The organism is Alicyclobacillus cycloheptanicus, assembly GCF_028751525.1.
Lineage (GTDB): Bacteria > Bacillota > Bacilli > Alicyclobacillales > Alicyclobacillaceae > Alicyclobacillus_L > Alicyclobacillus_L cycloheptanicus.
On record NZ_CP067097.1, the window covers coordinates 1,834,271 to 1,854,188 of the forward strand.

At 59.1% G+C, this 19,918-nt stretch carries 16 protein-coding genes; 15 read left to right on the top strand and 1 reads right to left on the bottom strand.

Annotation, left to right across the window (positions count from 1 at the left end; genetic code table 11):
• Positions 1 to 17 precede the first annotated feature (17 nt).
• From JI721_RS08490 to hprK, 5 genes are all read left to right on the top strand, one after another.
• Complete coding sequence (locus JI721_RS08490) at positions 18 to 839, top strand: flagellar motor protein (protein WP_274454447.1); 822 nt, start codon at positions 18 to 20, stop codon at positions 837 to 839.
• Positions 817 to 1,653, top strand: a complete 837-nt coding sequence (locus tag JI721_RS08495) for a flagellar motor protein MotB (RefSeq protein WP_274454448.1) — start codon at positions 817 to 819, stop codon at positions 1,651 to 1,653. Before JI721_RS08490 ends, JI721_RS08495 begins: the two co-directional genes overlap by 23 nt.
• A 168-nt stretch (positions 1,654 to 1,821) precedes the next feature.
• A complete protein-coding gene (gene uvrB, locus JI721_RS08500) occupies positions 1,822 to 3,804 on the top strand; it encodes an excinuclease ABC subunit UvrB (protein ID WP_274454449.1) in 1,983 nt (660 codons plus the stop codon).
• 89 nt (positions 3,805 to 3,893) lie between these two features.
• Positions 3,894 to 6,770 (top strand): excinuclease ABC subunit UvrA, encoded by a 2,877-nt coding sequence (gene uvrA / locus JI721_RS08505; RefSeq protein WP_274457754.1) that lies wholly within the window; start codon positions 3,894 to 3,896, stop codon positions 6,768 to 6,770.
• Positions 6,767 to 7,771: an HPr(Ser) kinase/phosphatase gene (hprK, locus tag JI721_RS08510; RefSeq protein WP_274454450.1), complete on the top strand. Its 1,005-nt coding sequence runs from the start codon at positions 6,767 to 6,769 to the stop codon at positions 7,769 to 7,771. The genes uvrA and hprK overlap by 4 nt, the downstream gene beginning before the upstream one ends.
• Before the next feature lie 76 nt (positions 7,772 to 7,847).
• Here the strand turns inward: hprK and argS are convergent, their stop codons facing one another.
• Positions 7,848 to 9,554, bottom strand: coding sequence for an arginine--tRNA ligase (gene argS, locus JI721_RS08515; RefSeq protein ID WP_274454451.1), 1,707 nt, complete (start codon positions 9,552 to 9,554; stop codon positions 7,848 to 7,850).
• A 240-nt stretch (positions 9,555 to 9,794) separates the two neighbouring features.
• On the opposite strand from argS, the gene JI721_RS08520 reads away from it, so the two are divergent.
• The 10 genes from JI721_RS08520 (at position 9,795) to JI721_RS08565 (ending at position 19,852) form a co-directional block, all read left to right on the top strand.
• Positions 9,795 to 11,528, top strand: coding sequence for a tetratricopeptide repeat protein (locus tag JI721_RS08520; RefSeq protein ID WP_274454452.1), 1,734 nt, complete (start codon positions 9,795 to 9,797; stop codon positions 11,526 to 11,528).
• Between the two features lie 251 nt (positions 11,529 to 11,779).
• Entirely contained in the window at positions 11,780 to 12,730 is a 951-nt protein-coding gene (locus JI721_RS08525) for an ROK family protein (RefSeq protein ID WP_274454453.1), read from the top strand.
• A gap of 96 nt (positions 12,731 to 12,826) precedes the next feature.
• Positions 12,827 to 13,657 (top strand): RNase adapter RapZ, encoded by an 831-nt coding sequence (rapZ, locus tag JI721_RS08530; RefSeq protein WP_274457756.1) that lies wholly within the window; start codon positions 12,827 to 12,829, stop codon positions 13,655 to 13,657.
• Between the two features lie 168 nt (positions 13,658 to 13,825).
• Positions 13,826 to 14,839, top strand: a complete 1,014-nt coding sequence (locus JI721_RS08535) for a gluconeogenesis factor YvcK family protein (protein WP_407654106.1) — start codon at positions 13,826 to 13,828, stop codon at positions 14,837 to 14,839.
• 57 nt (positions 14,840 to 14,896) lie between these two features.
• Positions 14,897 to 15,847 (top strand): DNA-binding protein WhiA, encoded by a 951-nt coding sequence (whiA, locus tag JI721_RS08540; RefSeq protein WP_274454455.1) that lies wholly within the window; start codon positions 14,897 to 14,899, stop codon positions 15,845 to 15,847.
• 136 nt (positions 15,848 to 15,983) lie between these two features.
• Positions 15,984 to 16,241: an HPr family phosphocarrier protein gene (locus JI721_RS08545; RefSeq protein WP_274454456.1), complete on the top strand. Its 258-nt coding sequence runs from the start codon at positions 15,984 to 15,986 to the stop codon at positions 16,239 to 16,241.
• A gap of 98 nt (positions 16,242 to 16,339) precedes the next feature.
• Positions 16,340 to 16,987 (top strand): hypothetical protein, encoded by a 648-nt coding sequence (locus tag JI721_RS08550; RefSeq protein WP_274454457.1) that lies wholly within the window; start codon positions 16,340 to 16,342, stop codon positions 16,985 to 16,987.
• 130 nt (positions 16,988 to 17,117) lie between these two features.
• Positions 17,118 to 17,663, top strand: coding sequence for a DUF402 domain-containing protein (locus tag JI721_RS08555; RefSeq protein ID WP_274454458.1), 546 nt, complete (start codon positions 17,118 to 17,120; stop codon positions 17,661 to 17,663).
• Positions 17,664 to 17,896: 233 nt separating this feature from the next.
• Complete coding sequence (locus tag JI721_RS08560) at positions 17,897 to 19,096, top strand: transposase (protein WP_274454459.1); 1,200 nt, start codon at positions 17,897 to 17,899, stop codon at positions 19,094 to 19,096.
• Positions 19,097 to 19,294: 198 nt separating this feature from the next.
• A complete protein-coding gene (locus JI721_RS08565; RefSeq protein WP_274454460.1) occupies positions 19,295 to 19,852 on the top strand; it encodes a cysteine hydrolase family protein in 558 nt (185 codons plus the stop codon).
• The last annotated feature ends 66 nt before the right edge of the window (positions 19,853 to 19,918 follow it).

Genomic DNA, 19,918 nt, shown 5'->3' on the forward strand with positions numbered 1-19,918 from the left:
CGCGAGGAGGGATGACGATGGATATTGCAACGATCGCTGGATTTGTGTTGGCGGTTGGGAGCCTCATCGTGGGCTTCATACTGGACGGGGGCAGCTTGGGTGCCCTGTTTCAACCGACAGCGTTGATTATCATTTTTGGGGGTACACTGGGCGCCACGATGATTACGGTCTCCCTGCGTCAATTTTTGGCGATAGGCAAATACCTCCGCATTTCCTTGTTCCACAAGCGTCAGGATGCACTGGATATCATCGATCAACTCGTAGAACTGGCCACCTTGGCGCGCCGCGAAGGCATCCTGGCGCTGGACGAACGGCTCGACACATTTGACGACGAGTTTTTGCGCAGCGGGCTGCAGTTCGTCGTGGACGGCGTCGACCCTGAACTGGTCAAAAGCATGATGGAGACGGAACTCTCGTATATCGAAGACCGTCACGAAGCCGCGGCGCATATTTTTGAGGTTGCCGGCGGCTTTGCGCCGACCATGGGCATCATCGGTACGGTGATGGGGCTGGTTCACGTCCTCAGCAACCTCAGCGACGTACAGACACTAGGCCCGGAGATCGCGACGGCGTTTACGGCCACCCTCTACGGTGTCGCCAGCGCGAACGTGCTGTGGCTGCCCATCGCGAACAAGTTGAAGCGGCGCAATCAGGAGGAAGTGCTGCTTCGCGAAATCATGCTCGAAGGGGTGCTCTCCATCCAGGCGGGCGAAAATCCGAATATCCTCGGTCAAAAGTTAAAGGCATTCCTTGCGCCCAGTACGCGTTCGCGGAATTCGGCGGCAGGTGCCCGGAAGGACAAGGCGGGTGAGCCGAGTGTCGAGACGGCGCAAACGTAATCACACGCCGGAAAACCAGGATCGATGGATGATTACATACTCCGATCTGATCACGCTGCTGCTGATCTTCTTCGTGATTATGTACGCGATGTCGAACATCAACACCATCAAGTTTATGAGCCTGTCGCAGTCTCTGGCGGCTGCCTTGCATCATAATGATCAAATTCCCTTAAACGGTACGGGGACCACAGCGCTCATCACGGCCGCCAACCCGACCTCGGGTGATCAGTCGACCACCAAGGGCAGCGCCTCGCAGGACCAGCAGCTCGACAACCTGTACACGCAGGTCAAGTCTTACATCACGGCGCATCACCTGCAAGGCAATGTGACGATTCTGAATCAGCAGCGCGGCGTCCAAATTACCTTGCGCGATGTCGTCCTGTTTGAGAGCGGACAAGCCACCATCAAGCCGCAGGCGCGGCAGTTGATTGCGGGGCTCGTCCCGTTTTTTAAAGCGGTTCCGAACAACATCGTGATCGAAGGATATACCGACAACCGGCCGATCGACACCCCTGAGTTCCCGTCCAACTGGGAGCTTTCATCAGCGCGCGCGATTGGGGTGGTGCGTCTGCTGGCTGCGGATGGCATTGACCCCGCGAGGCTGTCGGGAGTTGGGTATGGGCAATACCACCCGGTCGTGCCCAACGATACGCCCGAACATCGGCAGATGAACCGGCGGATTAACATCGTGATTCTTCGCACGGGAACGAGTCCCGACACGTCGGCCAGCACGTCGGCCAGCACCGCTTCTGCGACGTCATCCCTCGAAGCGCTGGCGAACGGAACATCCGCAGCTGCCAACGCAGCAAACTGACGATTTGACCATCGTCGGCGGGTGGCACGAAGGAACGAAAGGGAGCAGAACGCATGTTCCCTTTTTTGCGTTGGTATGATAACATCGTAGAGTAACCAAGTGGCAGCTAGGCGTTCCTGGAACGCCTAGCTGCATTGCTGGCCTTGAAAAGGGGGATCCCCGTTGTCGATGAAGGAAGGACAATTCCAACTGGTTTCGGATTACGAACCACAGGGAGACCAGCCGGCAGCCATTGAACAATTGGTGGACGGTGTGACGCGGGGCCTGCGTCACCAGGTCTTGCTGGGGGTGACCGGCTCGGGGAAGACGTTCACGATGGCGAATGTGATTGCGCGGCTGAACAAGCCGACCCTGGTGATCGCGCACAACAAAACGCTCGCCGCACAGCTGACCGCCGAGTTCAAGGAGTTCTTTCCCCACAACGCCGTTGAATACTTTGTCAGTTACTACGATTATTATCAGCCGGAGGCATACATTCCGTCGACGGATACCTATATTGAAAAAGACGCCAAAATCAACGACGAGATTGATAAACTGCGGCACTCTGCCACAGCTTCGCTGCTGGAGCGCAACGACGTGATTGTGGTGGCGAGTGTGTCGGCGATTTACGGCTTGGGCGACCCGGCGGAATACCGTGACCACGTGCTGTCGCTCCGGCAGGGCGCCGTCCGCAGCCGAGACAGCATCCTGCGGCGCCTGGTCGATATGCAGTATGAGCGCAACGACATCAACTTCACACGCGGTACGTTTCGCGTACGCGGCGATGTGATTGAGATTTTCCCTGCTTCGCGCGGGGAGCAGGCGATTCGCGTGGAATTGTTCGGGGACGAAATTGATCGGATCACCGAGATCAACGTGTTGACCGGTGAAATTGTCGGGGTGCGAGAGCACGTTGGCATTTTTCCGGCGTCCCACTTTGTCACATCCCGGCCGCGCCTGGAGGCAGCCATTGAGCGCATTCGCGCCGAACTGGCCGAACGGCTGGAGGAACTGCGCAGCGCCGGCAGGCTGCTGGAGGCGCAGCGGCTGGAGCAGCGCACGCAGTACGATATTGAAATGATGCTCGAAATCGGCTTTTGCTCCGGCATCGAAAACTACTCCCGGCACCTCGAGGGACGAGCCGCAGGCGAACCGCCGCACACCCTGCTGGACTACTTTCCGGACGACTTTTTGACGCTGATTGACGAGTCGCACGTGACCTTGCCGCAAATCAGAGGGATGTACGGCGGCGACCGGACCCGCAAGCTGACGCTGATTGAACACGGGTTTCGGCTGCCTTCCGCTGCGGACAACCGGCCGTTGACGTTCGAGGAGTTCGAGGAGCGGCTGCAGCAGGTGATTTACGTGTCGGCGACGCCCGGTCCGTATGAAGAGGCACATGAGCAGCGCCGGGTCGAGCAAATCATTCGTCCGACAGGACTGCTCGATCCGGAGATTTTTGTCCGACCCATTCAGGGCCAGATTGACGATTTGGTTGGCGAGATCCACAAACGGATTCAGCGGCATGAGCGGGTGCTGGTGACGACGTTGACGAAGAAGATGGCGGAGGATCTGACCGATTACCTGAAGGAACTGGGCATCAAGGTGCGGTACCTGCACTCGGATATCAAGACCATCGAACGGATGGTCATTCTGCGCGAACTGCGCCTGGGCGTCTTTGATGTCCTCATCGGCATCAACCTGCTGCGCGAGGGGCTCGACCTGCCAGAGGTCTCGCTGGTGGCGATTTTGGACGCCGACAAGGAAGGGTTCCTGCGCGCCGAACGCTCGTTGATTCAGACCATTGGCCGCGCAGCGCGAAACGCGAACGGACAGGTCATCATGTATGCGGACAAGATTACGGATTCCATGCGCGTCGCGATTGAAGAGACCGAGCGGCGCCGCAAAAAGCAGATGGCCTTCAATGAAGCGCACGGGATCACGCCGCAGACCATCCAGAAAGCGGTGCGCGATGTCATCGAGGCGACCAAGGCGGCGGAGGCCAAGGATGACTACCTGTCTGCCGCAGAGCGGGCGAAGGCCATGTCGGCGAAGGAACGGCGCGATCTGATTCGCAAGCTCGAGGGCGAGATGAAGGAAGCGGCGAAGGCGCTGCAGTTTGAACGGGCCGCAGAGCTGCGCGACTTGATTGTGGAGTTGTCCGCGTCGTAGCAGACGCTGTCTGTGCACGCGGCCGGTTCAACGGTTGTCATTTCGGCTATTCTGATAGAGAACGGGCGATGGAAGAGGTGGAGTTGAAGATGGCACACGACGCGATTGTCGTGAAGGGTGCGCGTGCGCATAACCTGAAGAACATAGACGTCGTGATTCCGCGCGACAAGTTTGTGGTCATCACAGGGTTGAGCGGGTCCGGCAAGTCGTCTCTGGCGTTTGACACGATTTACGCGGAAGGTCAGCGCCGGTATGTGGAGTCGCTCTCTGCCTACGCGCGCCAGTTTCTGGGGCAAATGGACAAGCCGGACGTGGACGCCATCGAAGGGTTGTCCCCTGCCATTTCCATCGACCAGAAAACGACCAGCCGCAATCCTCGGTCGACGGTCGGAACGGTCACGGAAATCTATGACTACCTGCGCTTGTTGTTTGCCCGCGTTGGCCGGCCATACTGCCCGAACTGCGACATCCCCATTACATCGCAGACTGTGGAGCAGATGGTCGACCGCATTCTGAGCTACCCGGAAGGGACCCGCCTGCAGGTGCTGGCGCCGATTGTTCGGGGGCGCAAAGGGGAGCACCAAAAGGTGCTCGAGGACATGCGCAAGAACGGGTACGTCCGCGTTCGCGTGGATGGAGAAACCCGTGAACTGAGTGAGAAAATTTCACTGGAAAAGAACAAGAAGCACAGCATCGAAGTGGTGGTAGACCGCATCATCGTCAAGCCGGATGTCGCGACGCGCCTGTCCGATTCGCTGGAAACGGCGCTTGGGCTGACAGGGGGCATTGTGGTCGCCGACATCATCGGACAGGAAGAACTCCTGTTCAGTCAGAACCTGGCGTGTCCCAACTGCGGGTTCAGCGTCGAAGAGCTGGCGCCGCGCATGTTCTCTTTCAACAGTCCGTTCGGCGCCTGCGAAGCCTGTTCGGGGCTGGGCGTGAACATGGAAATTGACGAAGACCTGCTCATCCCGGACCCCGCGCGCTCGATTGCCGAGGGGGCCATTGTGCCCTGGGCCGGGTCGAGTTCCACGTATTACCCGCAGCTGCTGCAATCCGCGGCTGCGTCGTTTGGCATCGACATTCATGCGCCCGTCGCGGAGATTCCAAAGGAAAAATTGGACATGCTGCTGTACGGTACCGGGCAGCGCATTCGCTTCACGTTTGAAAACGAGTTTGGACAGGTCAAGTCGGCCGAGATCCCGTTTGAAGGCGTGGTTCCGAACCTGGAGCGCCGCTATCGGGAGACGGCGTCGGACTATATCCGGGAGTTCATCGAGGATTTCATGAGTGCCAAGCCGTGTCCGGCCTGTAAAGGCAAGCGGCTGAAACCGCAGAGTCTGGCGGTTCGTATCGGCGATCGCAACATTGCCGCAGTGACCGACCTCTCTGTAATGGAGTGCATTCGTTTCTTTGAAAACCTGGCGTTGACGGAGAAGGAGTATCAGATTGCGCGGTTGATTTTGCGGGAGATTCAGTCCCGCCTCGGGTTCCTTCGGGACGTTGGACTGGAGTACTTGACGCTGTCACGCTCCGCGGGAACGCTGTCCGGCGGGGAGGCGCAGCGAATACGCCTGGCGACGCAGCTGGGGTCGAGTCTGATGGGCGTCCTGTATATCCTGGACGAACCGAGCATCGGGCTGCACCAGCGCGACAATGAGCGGCTGCTGCGGACGCTGGAAAACATGCGGAACCTCGGGAATACGCTGATTGTCGTGGAGCACGATGAAGACACGATGTTCGCGGCCGATTACATTATCGACATGGGCCCGGGTGCGGGCATGCACGGGGGCCAGGTGGTCAGTGCCGGGACGCCGGAAGAGGTCATCGCCGACCCGAACTCGGTCACGGGTCAGTATCTGTCAGGCCGTCGCTTCATCCCGGTGCCGGAGCAGCGCAGAAAGCCGGATGGACGATACTTGGAAGTGTTGAAGGCAACGGAAAACAACCTGAAAAACATCTCGGTTCAGATCCCGCTGGGTGTGTTCACCTGTGTGACGGGCGTGTCGGGCTCCGGAAAGTCGACGCTGGTCAACGAGATTATCTATAAAACCCTGGCCCGCGAGTTGAACCGCGCGCACGTGCGGCCGGGTGCGTCGGCTGGCATGAAGGGCCTCGAACACCTCGACAAGGTGGTGGATATCGACCAGTCGCCGATCGGACGGACGCCGAGATCGAACCCGGCGACCTACACTGGGGTGTTTGACGACATCCGTGACTTGTTCGCCACGACCAACGAGGCGAAGATGCGCGGGTACAAAAAGGGACGCTTCAGCTTCAACGTGCGCGGCGGCCGCTGCGAAGCGTGCAAGGGTGACGGCATCATCAAGATTGAAATGCATTTTCTGCCCGACGTCTACGTACCGTGTGAAGTCTGCAAGGGGAAGCGGTACAACCGGGAGACGCTGGAAGTCCGTTACAAGGGGAAAAGCATCGCGGACGTCCTGGAGATGACCGTCGAGGATGGGCTGCACTTCTTTGAAAACATCCCGCGGATTGCCCGCAAGCTGCAGACCCTTGCGGATGTGGGCCTGGGGTACATTCAACTCGGCCAGCCCGCGACCACGCTGTCCGGCGGGGAAGCGCAGCGGGTCAAGTTGGCCTCGGAGCTGCATCGCCGCAGCACGGGCCGTACGCTGTACATCCTCGACGAACCCACCACCGGTTTGCACGTGGCGGACATCGAGAAATTGCTGGCCGTGCTGCACCGTCTGGTGGATGCAGGAGATACTGTGCTCGTCATCGAACACAATCTCGACGTGATCAAAACGGCGGATTATTTGATTGACCTGGGACCGGAGGGCGGCGACCGAGGCGGACAGGTGGTGGCCGTCGGCCCGCCGGAAAAAGTGTGTCAGGTCAAGGCTTCGTACACGGGGCAGTTTCTGGCGCCGATTTTGGAGCGCGACCGCAACCGCGCCAAGGCTGCGCAGGCATCCGCCGAGAAACGGAGTATCCATTCATGAGCAAGGACCGATCGGTCACAGTCGGAGAACTGGTGGACGCACTCAACTTGACGGTCTTCACTGGCGAGTCGGGATTTACCCGGCGCATCACAACGGTCGATATCAACCGTCCGGGCTTGGCCTTGGCTGGCTACCTGCGGTACCACCCATCGGAGCGGATTCAGCTGCTCGGGCGGACGGAGCTCTCGTTTTTGCGGGGGATGGACGGACGTGAGCAAGCACTGCGCGTTTTCGCCTTCTGTTCGTATGAACAGACGCCGTGCGTGATTGTGACCCGCGGGGAGACACCGCCTGAGGCGCTGCTGCGCGAGGCGTCGGCGCGGGGGCTGCCCGTGCTGGGGACGAATCTCGTCACGACGCGCGCGGCGGCCGTGCTCTCGACCTATTTGGAAGAGCAGCTTGCCCCGGAGACCCTCATTCATGGAGTGCTGGTGGATGTGTACGGCATCGGGATCCTCATCACTGGGTCGAGCGGCATCGGCAAGAGTGAAACGGCGCTGGAACTCATCAAGCGCGGCCACCGCTTGGTCGCGGATGACGCGGTGGTGATTCGCCAGGTGTCTGACAACACGCTCGTCGGCAGCCCGCCGCCGCTGCTCCAGCACTTGCTGGAGATTCGCGGACTGGGCGTGCTGAACGCGATGACCCTGTTCGGCGCTGGCGCAGTCCGCACCCACAAAAAGCTGGTCATGGTGGTGCACCTGGAGGCTTGGCGGGACGATTTCGCGTATGATCGGCTGGGCATCGATGAAGATACGGTTCGCATCCTCGACACGGAACTGCCCTCCATCACGGTGCCGGTCCGACCGGGACGAAATTTGGCCGTGATTCTGGAAGTTGCTGCGATGAACCACCGGTTGAAGCAGATGGGGATTGACGCGGCTCGAAACTTTGCTGAAGAATTGGAGAACGCGATTGCTGGGGAAGCCCAGCGCGCGGATGTTCCGGCGTTCAACAGCGTCAGGGACTACGGGGACGCGCTGAACGAGGACTTTGACTAACGATTGTGGGGGCATGAACCGCAGGCAGACAAAAATCCCGCAGGCCGCGTGGTCCTGCGGGATTTGTCGCCTGGGGCTACATCCGCTCGGGGGCTTCGAGTCCCAAGAGGTACAGGGTTCTTGCGATGGCGATGCGGCACGCATCCACGAGCGCCAGCCGCTGCATTCGGACAGCCTCCGTGTCCGCGCCAAGCACGGGTACGTCGTGGTAGAAGCGGTTGAACGTATGGCACAGGTCGAGTGTAAAGCGGGCAATCAGGGATGGGTCGAGTTCATCCACGGCGCGCTCAAGCACTTCGTTGGCCTGGTTCAATTGGTGAATGACCGCCCACTCGAGGTCGCCGACTTCTGTAAAATGGACCTCTTCCGGCAGGGCGCAGCCCTGGTCTGCGGCCTTTCGCAGTACGCTGCAAGCGCGGGCGTGCGTGTACTGCACGTAAGGGCCGGTTTCGCCGTCGAAGTTGAGCACGTCCTCAAATCGGAAGTCGACGTCGTGCATCCGGTAGTTCTTGAGGTCGTTGAAGACGACCGCGCCGACACCGACGGCTTTGGCCACGGCTTCCTTATCCGGCAGGGAGGGGTTCTTGGCTTCAATAATCTTGCGCGCTTCCGAGATGGCCTGCTGGAGCACGTCTTCCAGGTACACCACCTTGCCGCGGCGGGTGGAGAGGCGTTCGCCGTTGTACTTCATCATCCCGAACGCGACGTGGCGGCAATCTTTGGCCCACGGACGATCCATCAACTCCAGCACTTTGAACACCTGGGCAAAGTGCAGCGACTGCTCCGCGCCCACGACATAAATCAAGCGGTCTGCACCCAGGACGTCGTGACGGTACAGGGCAGCAGCAAGGTCGCGCGTCGCGTAAATGGTGGCGCCGTCCGACTTCACAATGATGCAAGGCGGCATGTTCCAGGCGGACAAATCGACGACTTCCGCGCCTTCACTGACCGTGAGGAGCCCGCGTTCCCGCAGTTCATCCACGACGGGCTGCATCTTGTCGTTGTAGAAGCTCTCGCCCAGGTAGTAATCGAATTTGACGCCCAGCATCTCGTACGTCTGGTCGAACACTTTTCGACTCTCGTCGATAAACCACTGCCACAGTGCAACCGCCTGCGGGTCGCCGTCCTCGAGCTTCTTGAACCACGCCCGGCCCTCTTCGTCCAGGGTCGGATCGACTTTCGCTTCTTCGTGGAACCGCACATACAGCTTCAACAGCTCTCGGACCGGGTCGCGCCGGACGGTTTCTTCATCGCCCCACTTGAGGTAGGCTGCGATGTTTTTGCCAAACTGGGTGCCCCAGTCGCCCAGGTGATTGATCCCGACCGTCTCGCACCCATCCATCTGCAGCAGTCGGACAATCGACTGCCCAATCATCGTGGACCGCAGGTGTCCGACGCCGAACGGCTTGGCGATGTTGGGGGAAGAGTAGTCAATCGCCGCCCGGTGGCCGCGCAGCCGCTGTCTGGAGATAAACGCCTCGAAGTCGGCGCGAATCTGCCGAACCGCCATCGTCGCCGCGTGTTCACGTGCAACTTTGACATTGACGTACCCGCCAACGACGGCGGCACTGGCGAATTCGGGGCGCCCCTCCAGCGCTTGTGCAATGCGCGCCGCGATGTCCTGCGGGCTCATCCGAAGGGTCTTGGCAAATCGAAAACAAGGCAGCGCCAAGTCGCCCAGGTCACGCTGCGGCGGGTATTCAATGAGCGATGCCACGTCTTCTGCGGGCTGGCCCACGACGGTGCTGGCGGCTGCAGCAAACGCGGCTTTCTGATCACGCATAGATGTTCTCCTTCCCGTTATGGACAACGCATTCTATTTCACATATTATCGGTTGACACCGGCAGGGTCAAAACCCGGCCAGGACAGAACCTGGCGCCGGACCGGTGGAAGAAGGCATGAGGTCCTGATGTTGCCAGTTGGCTCTGGGATATTCGAAACTTCTGCGCCTTCGCCGGGTGTGTTATACTCATCGTGAAGTTCACATAACCTTGCTGCGCGAACTGGTTTGGAGGTGGGGCGATGAGCTCGAATACGCATCAGGATTGGCAATCGGCTCGACGAACCCGCACAAATAACGTGGTCTCCATGCGCTTTGACGCGGCGTATTTTTACGAGCGCGGACTGCGGTTTCTGGAGCGCAACGACTTGCCGCGCGCGCTGAAGGCGTTTCGGAAAACAGTGGAGTACGAGCCAAACAACCCGGTCAACCATTGTAACGTTGCCGGTGTGCTGTCGGAATTGGGAAACTTCGAAGCCTCGAATGAAGTCTTGATGCACGTCCTAAACGATCTCGATCCTGACATGGCAGAGTGTCAGTTTTATCTTGCGAACAACTACGCCAACATGGGTGAGTATGAACTGGCGGAAGACCACGTCCTGCGCTACCTGGACGCTGACCCGGACGGAGAGTATGCGGAAGATGCGGAAGAAATGCTCGATGTCCTGCTTGATGAGTTTGGCGGCGGCAAGGTCTATGCGAAGTGGGAGGCCAAGCGTCGTCAGGAGGAGCAGGACCTGGCGAAGCAGGACGGCAGACACCTGCTGGAGCAGGGGCAGTTCGAAGCGGCTGTCGAGCAGCTGGAGGCGCTGGTTCGGCGCAATCCGGCCAACCTCGCAGCCCGCAACAACCTGTCTCTCGCTTATTACTATACAGGTCAATGTGAACAAGCCATTGCGACCGCTGAACAGGTGCTGGCGGAAAATCCGCAGAACATCCATGCGCTGTGCAACTTGGCGGTATTTGAAGCCCAGGGAGGCTCTCGCGAGCGGCTGCAAGCCTGTGTGAACAAACTCTCGAAGCTGTTCCCGCTTCATTACGACCACGCGATGAAGCTCGGGACCACACTGGGACTGATCGGCGAACACGCCAAAGCGTTCGCGGTGTTTGACCGCTTGGTGCGGATGGTCGACCGCCCCGAGCCGATTCTGCTGCACTCCGTGGCGGCCTCGGCCGCGAATGCGGGGTATCTCCGGACGGCCAAGAAGTGGTGGAAACTGCTCGGCCAGCACGCGGAGATGAAAGAGGTTGCGCAATACTACCTCGATCAAGTCGAGCGTCTCAGACGCCAAGGCAAGCGCGTGCACATCAGCTACCAGTACGACCTGCCGCTGCGGTCCCAGTTTGCGGAGATGAAAAAGCGTTTGCAGACCGGGGACTTGGCCACTTGGCGGCAAGACCCGCTCTTGCGCGCCTCCTTATACTGGGGGCTGCGTCACGGTGCCGTCGACACGCGCAAGGCCGTGATCCGCACCTTGGCGCTGTTGGCGGACGAGGACGGCGAAAAGGCGCTGCGGATGTTTTTGAAGCGCCCGGACGTGGATGAAAGCCTGCAGGCCGCCGCGCTGTACGCGCTGCAGCGAACCGCCACGCGCGGCCGGGTTGAAGTGTGGCGCAACGGAGAACTGCAGTCGATTCGGATGAGCGATGTGCCGAAGGACATCATTTTGCAGGTCGATCCGGCTTGGGAAACGGTGCATGCGCGCGTCGAGTCCTGGCTTCGTGAGCACCACAAGGCGCGCTATGTCGCAGAAGCGAAGCGGGTGTGGGTGGCCTTCCTGCGCCACGCGTACCTGACGAATGATTTGCGCATCGTGAAGCTGGACATCTGGGTCGCTGCGCTCATCTACCACGTGTTGAAGCGGCACGGGGAGAGCGTGCGCCAGCGGGATGCGGCCGAATGGTTTGGGGTATCGACTTCCTCGCTGGGCAAGGCGGCCGCCAGGCTCGAGCACGTGCGCAGCGAACGGACGTAACCCGGCGGCTGGTGCGTGTAACATGCGTGTGAAATCGGGATCGCACCCAATGTCACAAATTCTTAAATCGGTTGTAACATGAATGCAACATTGTGGCTGTAAGATGAACGTGCATCACATTTGACCCCCTTTTCAATATAAACTTGGGCACCCAGGGAATGGGTGCCGCTTTTTTTACCCGGCGCCATGTTCGGCCATTTGTGGGGGGTTCCCGCGCGTGCTATGCTACCGGTAGAGGGGAGTAGAAGCTTGTGACGGTTTGGTTCGGCGTTGACATCGGAGGGACGAAAATCAAGACTGCGCTCGTGTCCGACGACGGAGCCGTTCTGCATCGGCACGCATTCGACACCATGGCGAGTCTCGGACCGTCCCATGCGTGCGAACAATTGGCGCGCGCCTTACATGAATGTGCGACTGCGGCAGGCATTTCTGCCGATACGATAGAAGCCGTTGGCGTGGGCATCGCCGGTTTTGTGGAAGGCAGTACAGGCGTGGTGGTGGAAGCTCCGAACCTCGCATGGCGTGACGTTCCTCTCAAAAGCATGCTGGAGCAAACGCTGCAGCGCCCGGTGTCCATTGACAACGACGCGAATGTCGCTGCACTTGGGGAAGCCTGGCAAGGCGCCGCGCGCGGCGCAAAGACGGTGCTCTGTGTCACGGTCGGTACAGGCGTCGGCGCAGGCATTGTCATTGGCGGTCAGGTGCACGCCGGAGCCACCGGGATGGCGGGGGAGATCGGGCACATCGTGGTCGATCGCGATCGAAGCCTGCCCTGCGGATGCGGAAAGTTCGGCTGCCTGGAGACGCGCGCGTCGGCGACCGCGATTGTGCGGGACGCCAAACTCCAGCAGGAGGCGGGGGCACTGCCGGCATCCGCCGACATCCGCGGCGCCGACGACGTATTTTCGCTGGCGAGGGAAGGGTTTGAAGCGGCCAAGCGCGTGATTGCGGATGAGGCAGACTGGCTTGGCTACGGGCTGGCACTGTGTGCCATGGTCTTAAATCCAGACGCTGTCGTCATTGGCGGCGGCGTTTCGAAGAGCGGCGCCCTGTGGCTCGAACGGGTGCAGGACGCGTTTTCACGGTATGCACAACCGCGTACGATTGCCGGCGTCCGGATGGCGCTGGCGGAACTCGGAAATGATGCAGGTGTGGTTGGGGCAGCCCGATTGGCGGCACTCAATGTCACGCACAACCGGTGACAGTAGTCGGGGGTGAGGTTGGTGGACACGTCCAGATCGGAACAGCGCAGTGAACAGGACAACCGGGAGACGACGGAGTTTTTGGTGTTGACGGGCATGTCGGGTGCTGGGAAAACGGTCGCCATGCAGTCGCTTGAAGATCTGGGGTACTTCTGTGTCGATAACTTGCCTCCTGCGCTCATTCCCAAGATGGTGGAACTGGTGAATCAGTCCGGTTCGTCTGCCGGACGGTACGCATTGGCCTGTGACCTGCGGGGCGGCGAATTGTTTCAACCGCTGGTCGACACGGTCAGTGCGCTGCGCACGCAGGCGGGGCTCAAGGTTCGGCTCGTGTTTCTCGATGCGAGCGACGAAACCCTGGTTCGGCGGTACAAGGAGACGCGGCGGCGGCACCCGTTCGCCGAGGGGGCGCGGCTGCTCGAAAGCATCCAGGCCGAGCGGCAGGCGCTGGCGAAGGTGCGGAAAGAGTCCGACTTGGTCATCGACACGACCGACTGGAAACCGGCACGGTTGAAGCAGGAAATTACCCAGCGGTTTTCCGGACAGTCGAAGGCGCTGCCCGTACACATTATTTCTTTCGGTTTCAAATATGGGATCCCGATTGACGCAGACATGATATTCGACGTCCGCTTCCTGCCGAATCCACACTACATTGAGGGCCTGCGCCCGTTCAGCGGCGAAGACGAGCCCGTCTACGAATACGTCATGCAGTGGCCTGCGACCCAGGAGTTCCTCCGCAAGATGGAAGACATGGTGGACTTCCTCATCCCGGAGTTTAAGAAGGAAGGAAAGAGCCATCTCGTCATCGGCGTGGGATGCACAGGCGGCCGCCATCGTTCGGTTGCCATTGCGAGACACCTTGCGGAACATGTGAAACAGCGGGCCGATGCTTCCGTGACGCACCGAGACAGCGCACGGGAGGGTTGAATCTTGAAGCGAAGATGGTTTTTGGCGTGGACGCTGGGGTGCTTCGGCTGCGGCATTCTCGCTGGGACGCTCGGACTGCAGCGGTGGCGCAGCGACGGGTTTGCCTTGGGGGTCACGGTGCTGGTGCTGGCCATGCTCCTGCTCGGGTTCAGCTGGTGGCGGGAAGTGATGGAAGCTCGGCGGAAGGCGAAGCATCTGCAGCGGCGGCCGCGCATCGTGGTGATTGGCGGCGGCACGGGGTTGTCTGTGATCTTGCGCGGTCTGAAAGAATTCCAGGTGGATTTGACGGCGATTGTGACGGTCGCGGACGACGGCGGCAGTTCGGGGCGGCTGCGCACCGACTTCGCCATGCCGCCGCCGGGAGACATTCGCAATTGTCTGGTCGCACTGGCGGATACCGAGCCTCTGCTGGAACGTCTGCTGCAGTTTCGGTTTCCGAGCGGGGAAGGCCTCGCGGGACACAGCTTTGGCAATTTGTTTTTGGCGGCGATGACCCACATCATGGGTGACTTTGAGTCTGCCATTCGCGAGACGAGCCGCGTCCTGGCTGTCCGCGGCCGTGTGCTGCCAGCGGTGAAAGAAGATGTTCGGCTGCGCGCCGTGCTGGCGTCCGGCCAGGTGGTGGACGGCGAGTCGGAAATTCCGCAGGCAGGGGAACGCATTGACCACGTGGAATTGATTCCGAACGACGTGGAGCCGCTGCCCGAGGCACTGGATGCGATTCGGGACGCGGATGCGATCATTGTCGGACCCGGCAGCTTGTACACCAGTGTGCTGCCGAATTTGCTCGTGCCTGGCTTGGCTGACGCGGTGGCCGGCAGTGCGGCGAAAAAGATTTACATCTGCAATGTCATGACCCAGCCAGGGGAGACCGATGCCTTCTCCGCTTCCCGTCATGTCGACGTCATTTACCGCCATGTCGGACGGAAAATCTTCGACTACATCCTGGTCAACGCGTCCTCTCTGCCGCCCGAGGCGCTGGCGCAATACCAGGCCCAGGGCTCGTACCCGGTGCTGGTCGACGTGGAGGCGCTGCACCGGTTGGGGCTGCGCGTGATTGCGCGGGATTTCGTCCACTACGCCACGTACGCCCGCCATGACAGCCGGCTGATTGCCGAGCAGGTCATCAGCCTGATTGGCTACGAGCGGCAAAATCCGGCAGCGGCCAAGCCGCTTCCATGACACTGGGCAGCGGCTCAAACGGGGATGAACAACCTCAGCGCAAGGGGGCAGAAGGCGATGTCATTCGCTGGACAGACAAAAAAAGAACTGACCATGGTGGACGAGTCTGCTTGCTGCCAACGCGCCGAGGTCGAAGCCATCGTTGGCTGGAACGGTTTGTTTCGGATGGCGGAGGACCGCCGCGTGCTCGATGTGGAGACGGAGAACGTTGCCACGGCGCGGCGCATCTACACGTTGATCAAAGCGCAGTTTGACGTTCACCCGGAAGTGGTCGTGCGTAAGAAGATGCGGTTGAAGAAAAACAATATTTATGCCATCCGCGTGCCCAGTGTCCATGCGGAGGCAATGCTCCGGAGTCTGGGGTGGGAAGCCGGCGCGCAGACGGGGCCGGTGGGTCCGGCGCCCACTCGCACGTTGAAGGCATGCTGCAAGCGCGCGTTTCTGCGCGGCGCGTTCTTGGCGGCGGGATCGGTCAACGACCCTGGCGGCACCTCCTATCACCTGGAGATCGGCTGTCCCACGGAGTCTCAGGCGAACCATGCGCTCTGTCTCATGAACGAGTTTGGGCTGCATGCCAAGCTGATTCAAAGAAAGAAAGGCTATGTGGTGTACCTCAAGGAAGGCGAAAAAATCGTCGAGTTTCTGAGCATCATTGGGGCGCATCAGGCGCTGCTGAAGTTTGAGGACGTCCGCATTCTGAAGGGCATGCGCAACCAGGTGAACCGCTTGGTGAACTGTGAGACGGCCAACATGAACAAAACCATTGCGGCTGCCGTGCGACAGTTGGAGGTCATTCGCTGGATCGACCAGCAAATTGGCCTCGAAACGCTGCCGCCGCACCTGCGCGAGGCAGCCGAACTGCGTCTTCGCCATCCGGAGGTCAACCTGCAGGAACTCAGCCAGCGAACGGGGAATCGGGTCAGCAAGTCCGGCTTGAACCACCGCTTCCGCAAGCTGGAGGAGATTGCAAACAAGCTGCGCATGGGCGTGGAAGGCTTTTCGCAGTGACCGGAGGGGGCGCTTTGCAAACCCGGCAGGCTGTCGAGATTTGACTGTTTTCGGACAACGCAGGATTTTGCGTTGGTAGCGCTTTAGCGCCGTGATATACTTTGCACAACGAAACTGTAAAGAGGGGACATGTCTCATGGTGGAACGACGCGTTGTGGTGCGTCTTCGCACAGGGTTGCTGGCCAGGCCGGCAGCACTGTTCGTACAGGAAGCAAACCGGTTTTCGTGTGACACGTTTGTCGAGAAGGATGGAAAGTCGGTCAATGCCAAGAGCATCATGGGCATCATGTCTTTAGCCATCGCACATGGGCAGGAGATCACGGTGCGCGCCGAAGGTTCTGACGCGCAGCAGGCGGTCGAGCGCCTGGCCGAGATGGTTTCCAAGGAGGACTAGGCGCCTTTCCCGGTCAGCTTGTTCTATGTGCTTCCCGTCGATTCATAGACTGGTACAAAGGTGAATGCGTACCAACGTCGCGATGGGAGGCAGGCACTGTGAGGACCGGTTTTCGCGCGCAGCCGCGGCGGCGGCTGCCGGGGTGGCTCTTGCTGCTCGCATTGCTGGCAGTTGCGATTGGCGTCTTTGAATTGATTCGTGTCATCATCCCGTTTCAGTCGGAAAACCCCTTGTGGCAGGAGGTCACTGTCGGCCAGCCCGTGATTGACGGCTGGCTGTATGGCGGCCAGGACGAGGAGGGCTACCTGCGTTTCTATAACCAGAGCCAAACCATCGTCCTGCCACCCTCCTCGCACATGTTTGACGCGGACGGACAATTCGTCGTGATCGAACACTATTCGCCCAGTACGTTGACGTTTGCTCAGCCGTATGACGCCATCCCGACCGGGTGGCTGCTGGCGGGACTCGGTGTCCTGGTGCTTGGCGGGATGCTGGTTGTGCGCCGCTTTCGCAGGCCGAGGCTGCCGTTTCAAGCGCGCCGGCCTTTTCGAACGCGCTCCTCGCCGCGGCGGCGCGGCTTTGGGCCGCACACGGGATGGACGTCCCGGCCTCTGAACCGGACTACATCGGATGCGCACACACCGGGGTGGGAAGAGCCGTACCCACAGGACCTCGAATCGTTCCGCACGCCGGCCAGCCGCAAGTCCTTTCGGCCTGGAAAGGGCCGGCCGCGCTGGTTTCGTTAGCCGCCAGATCCCCTCGGATTCGCAGTGTTCTGCTGCTTTCGTGAAACGTTTGGAGCGTGAAGTTTCACATGACCAGCGTCATGCCCTTGAAGTCGATGCAACGAAACGGTACGCTTAGGAGAAACGAACGTTGCATCGTGAAGGAGGGATGATGCTCCGCATGGCGCTCAGAGCAGGGCGTGTCCAGCAGATTCACAAACGGGAGGAGCGCGGCATTGACAGGAGCAACGAACCGTTCCGGATCGATAAGCTGATTCGACGTCCGGGGCTCGTCGTCATCCAGCGGCCGGCCTTTGAAGCTGGGTACACCCATCACATGAGGGAAATTTACCCCTACTGGGGAATTGGGGTCAGTACTTGCATCAATCAAGGAACCCCGGTCAAGCACCCGCGCCTGCGATTTGACCACTACGTGGACCTGGTGAAGGTGTGGGAAGACCAGGAGTACATATACGTCGAGGACATGTATGTGGACGTTTTGTTGTACGAGCGTTCCTATTACCATGTGATTGATCTCGAGGAATTCGGCGAAGCAATGTTCAACCGGCAAATCAGTCCAGGAGAAGCACGGCGGGTGTTAGAGAACACGCAGAAGTTTGTGGATGCCATGAAGCGCAGCCGACTGTCTTACGCCATCTGGAAGCAGAAATACGGCCGGCATCGGCGCACCTTATGAGCTGTTCTCGACATTCCGTTACAAAACCGTGAAATGGTGTAGCGCTGTTCAGTTTTGGGCTCGCGTTACACTACACACCTGCAAACAAATGTGAGAATCTTATAAATGAGCGTTTTGCAGATTCATGAGTCCTTGTGCAGTAAGGGATAACAGGGCATAAAAAAGGACTTCACCCCAACTTCGAGAAGATTTCAAGTGACCAAACCCAAAACTCTCTGAGGAGGGAAGTCCACTTGTATCTTCTCCAAAAACCTCTGTTTTCCTTTGAACAATGGCTAGAAATTGAATCCAGCGAGCGATTGGATCTGTTCTTTTCAGCGCTTGATCTCGAAAGCTATGCCGCTAAGTTGAGAAATTCCGCACCCCAAGGGGCGAAACCTATCAATCGAGAGGCAATTCTGCGGGCCTTGCTGGCCGCCCCAATGGAGGGTATATCAACGTTCACTCGGTTGCATGAGCGCCTGGACAGAGACTTTCGATTCCGGTATCAGTGTGGTTTTCGGCTGGATGAACGGGCGCCGTCGATTGCTACGCTGAGTCGGGTGTTCAGCGCTGCTGTTGAGAAAGGGCTCGTCAAGGACCTTTTCACTGACCTGGTCAGTCAGTGCAGAGAATCCGGAATCATCAACACCGAACATCTCGCAATCGACAGCACGGCGATTGGCGCCTACGAGAAGAAGCAGCCAAAGTCACGCAGTCAGCATACAGGCAACGCCAACTGGGGTGCCAAGTATGACACATTCGGCAACAAGCTCACGTGGTTCGGATACAAGGTCCACCTTGCGGTGGACACCGCCAGCGAACTTCCGGTAGCCTTGGACGTAACGCCTGCCAACGTATACGACGGCGAAATGGCCATACCGCTGATGAAGGACATCTATGAGCGTAACTGGCGTTTCAAGTTCGTCATGATGGACGCCGGATACGACCAGGTGAAAAATTACGAAGCCGCTCGTGGGTACGGAGCACAGGCAATCATCGCACTGAACAAACGGGGCGAAAAGGAGCCGCCTGCCGGCATTGCCTCGGATGGCACGCCACGTTGTTCAATGGGCTACGACATGGTGTACTGGGGTGCTGACGGTGAACGACTGAAGTTTCGTTGCCCACATGCTGTAGGCAAGGTTGATTGCCCGCTTGGGATTGCAGCTTGCTCGGATTCCAACTACGGAATGGTGGTCAAGAAGAGCATCGGCGAGGATGTCCGGCGTTACTCAAACCCTCACCGAAACACACGAGGCTGGAGAGAACTGTACAACGAGCGGACATCCGTTGAGCGTTGCCATTCCCGACTCAAGGAACACTTGACGATGAGCGATGTGCATGTGAGAGGAATCCGAAAGGTCACAGCTTACGTTTACATCAATACGATAGTTCTGCTTGCATCAGCACTGGCGGCAAGCGCAGCAAGCTGTGCCGAGAAGAGTGCCTAAGTCTGCCCGTCGTTCAGTAAAAGACGTCATGACGTGCGTCTAAGCAGTGTAAATCATTGTAAGACCGATCCATCCAACTGATCCGAATTCGTTTTTCATTCGAGTAGGACGTCATTCTGCAAAACGCTCAAATAAAACCGCATCTCGTCCATGTGCACCTGGGATGGAATGCGGGGAACCACAAGAGGAGGTACCTGGATGGCCAGAGCCCTGTTGTTGGTCGATTTATCGAAAGACTTCGTCTATCCTGACGGCGCGCTGAACTGCGGCGAGGCTGGACTGGGCGTGATTCCCTATTGCAGGTCTCTCGTGAAGGAATTCGTAGAAACAGGAGATCTGATCATTGATGCTCGTGACCTTCACGATCCCGAGGATTACGAAATTGCCTCTGGGTTGTTTCCACCGCATAACCTTCGTCACAGCGAAGGACAGAAGCTGATTGACGAACTGCGCGAGGAACTGAATGGACATGAGGAGAAATACGTGTACATTGCCAAAAAGCACTACAACGCCTGCCAGGGTACAGACTTATTCAACATCATCCGGCAGTATCACATCACCGAGATCCACGTCGCAGGTGTCTGTACGGATATCTGCGTGCGCTACACGGTCAATGGCTTGTACGACTTTAAAACCACGGAACACCCGGACCTTCAGATTGTCGTGCACCGGGAGGGCGTGGCTTCGTTCAACGAAGCCGGGCACCAGGAAAGCCTGCAGCACTTTCCGCGGGTGTTCGGCGCGAAAGTGGTATGATACGCGTTTGCCGCGGGCCATGCGACCCGCGGCAAGACGCTGCAAACTCGGGAGAACGAAAGACAG

Coding starts and splice junctions, on each gene's coding strand:
- JI721_RS08520 (WP_274454452.1), top strand. CDS start 9,795: ATGAGCTCGAATACGCATCAGGATTGGCAATCGGCTCGACGAACCCGC.
- JI721_RS08545 (WP_274454456.1), top strand. CDS start 15,984: ATGGTGGAACGACGCGTTGTGGTGCGTCTTCGCACAGGGTTGCTGGCC.
- whiA (WP_274454455.1), top strand. CDS start 14,897: ATGTCATTCGCTGGACAGACAAAAAAAGAACTGACCATGGTGGACGAG.
- uvrB (WP_274454449.1), top strand. CDS start 1,822: ATGAAGGAAGGACAATTCCAACTGGTTTCGGATTACGAACCACAGGGA.
- rapZ (WP_274457756.1), top strand. CDS start 12,827: ATGTCGGGTGCTGGGAAAACGGTCGCCATGCAGTCGCTTGAAGATCTG.
- JI721_RS08490 (WP_274454447.1), top strand. CDS start 18: ATGGATATTGCAACGATCGCTGGATTTGTGTTGGCGGTTGGGAGCCTC.
- argS (WP_274454451.1), bottom strand. CDS start 9,554: ATGCGTGATCAGAAAGCCGCGTTTGCTGCAGCCGCCAGCACCGTCGTG.
- hprK (WP_274454450.1), top strand. CDS start 6,767: ATGAGCAAGGACCGATCGGTCACAGTCGGAGAACTGGTGGACGCACTC.
- JI721_RS08535 (WP_407654106.1), top strand. CDS start 13,826: ATGGAAGCTCGGCGGAAGGCGAAGCATCTGCAGCGGCGGCCGCGCATC.
- JI721_RS08565 (WP_274454460.1), top strand. CDS start 19,295: ATGGCCAGAGCCCTGTTGTTGGTCGATTTATCGAAAGACTTCGTCTAT.
- uvrA (WP_274457754.1), top strand. CDS start 3,894: ATGGCACACGACGCGATTGTCGTGAAGGGTGCGCGTGCGCATAACCTG.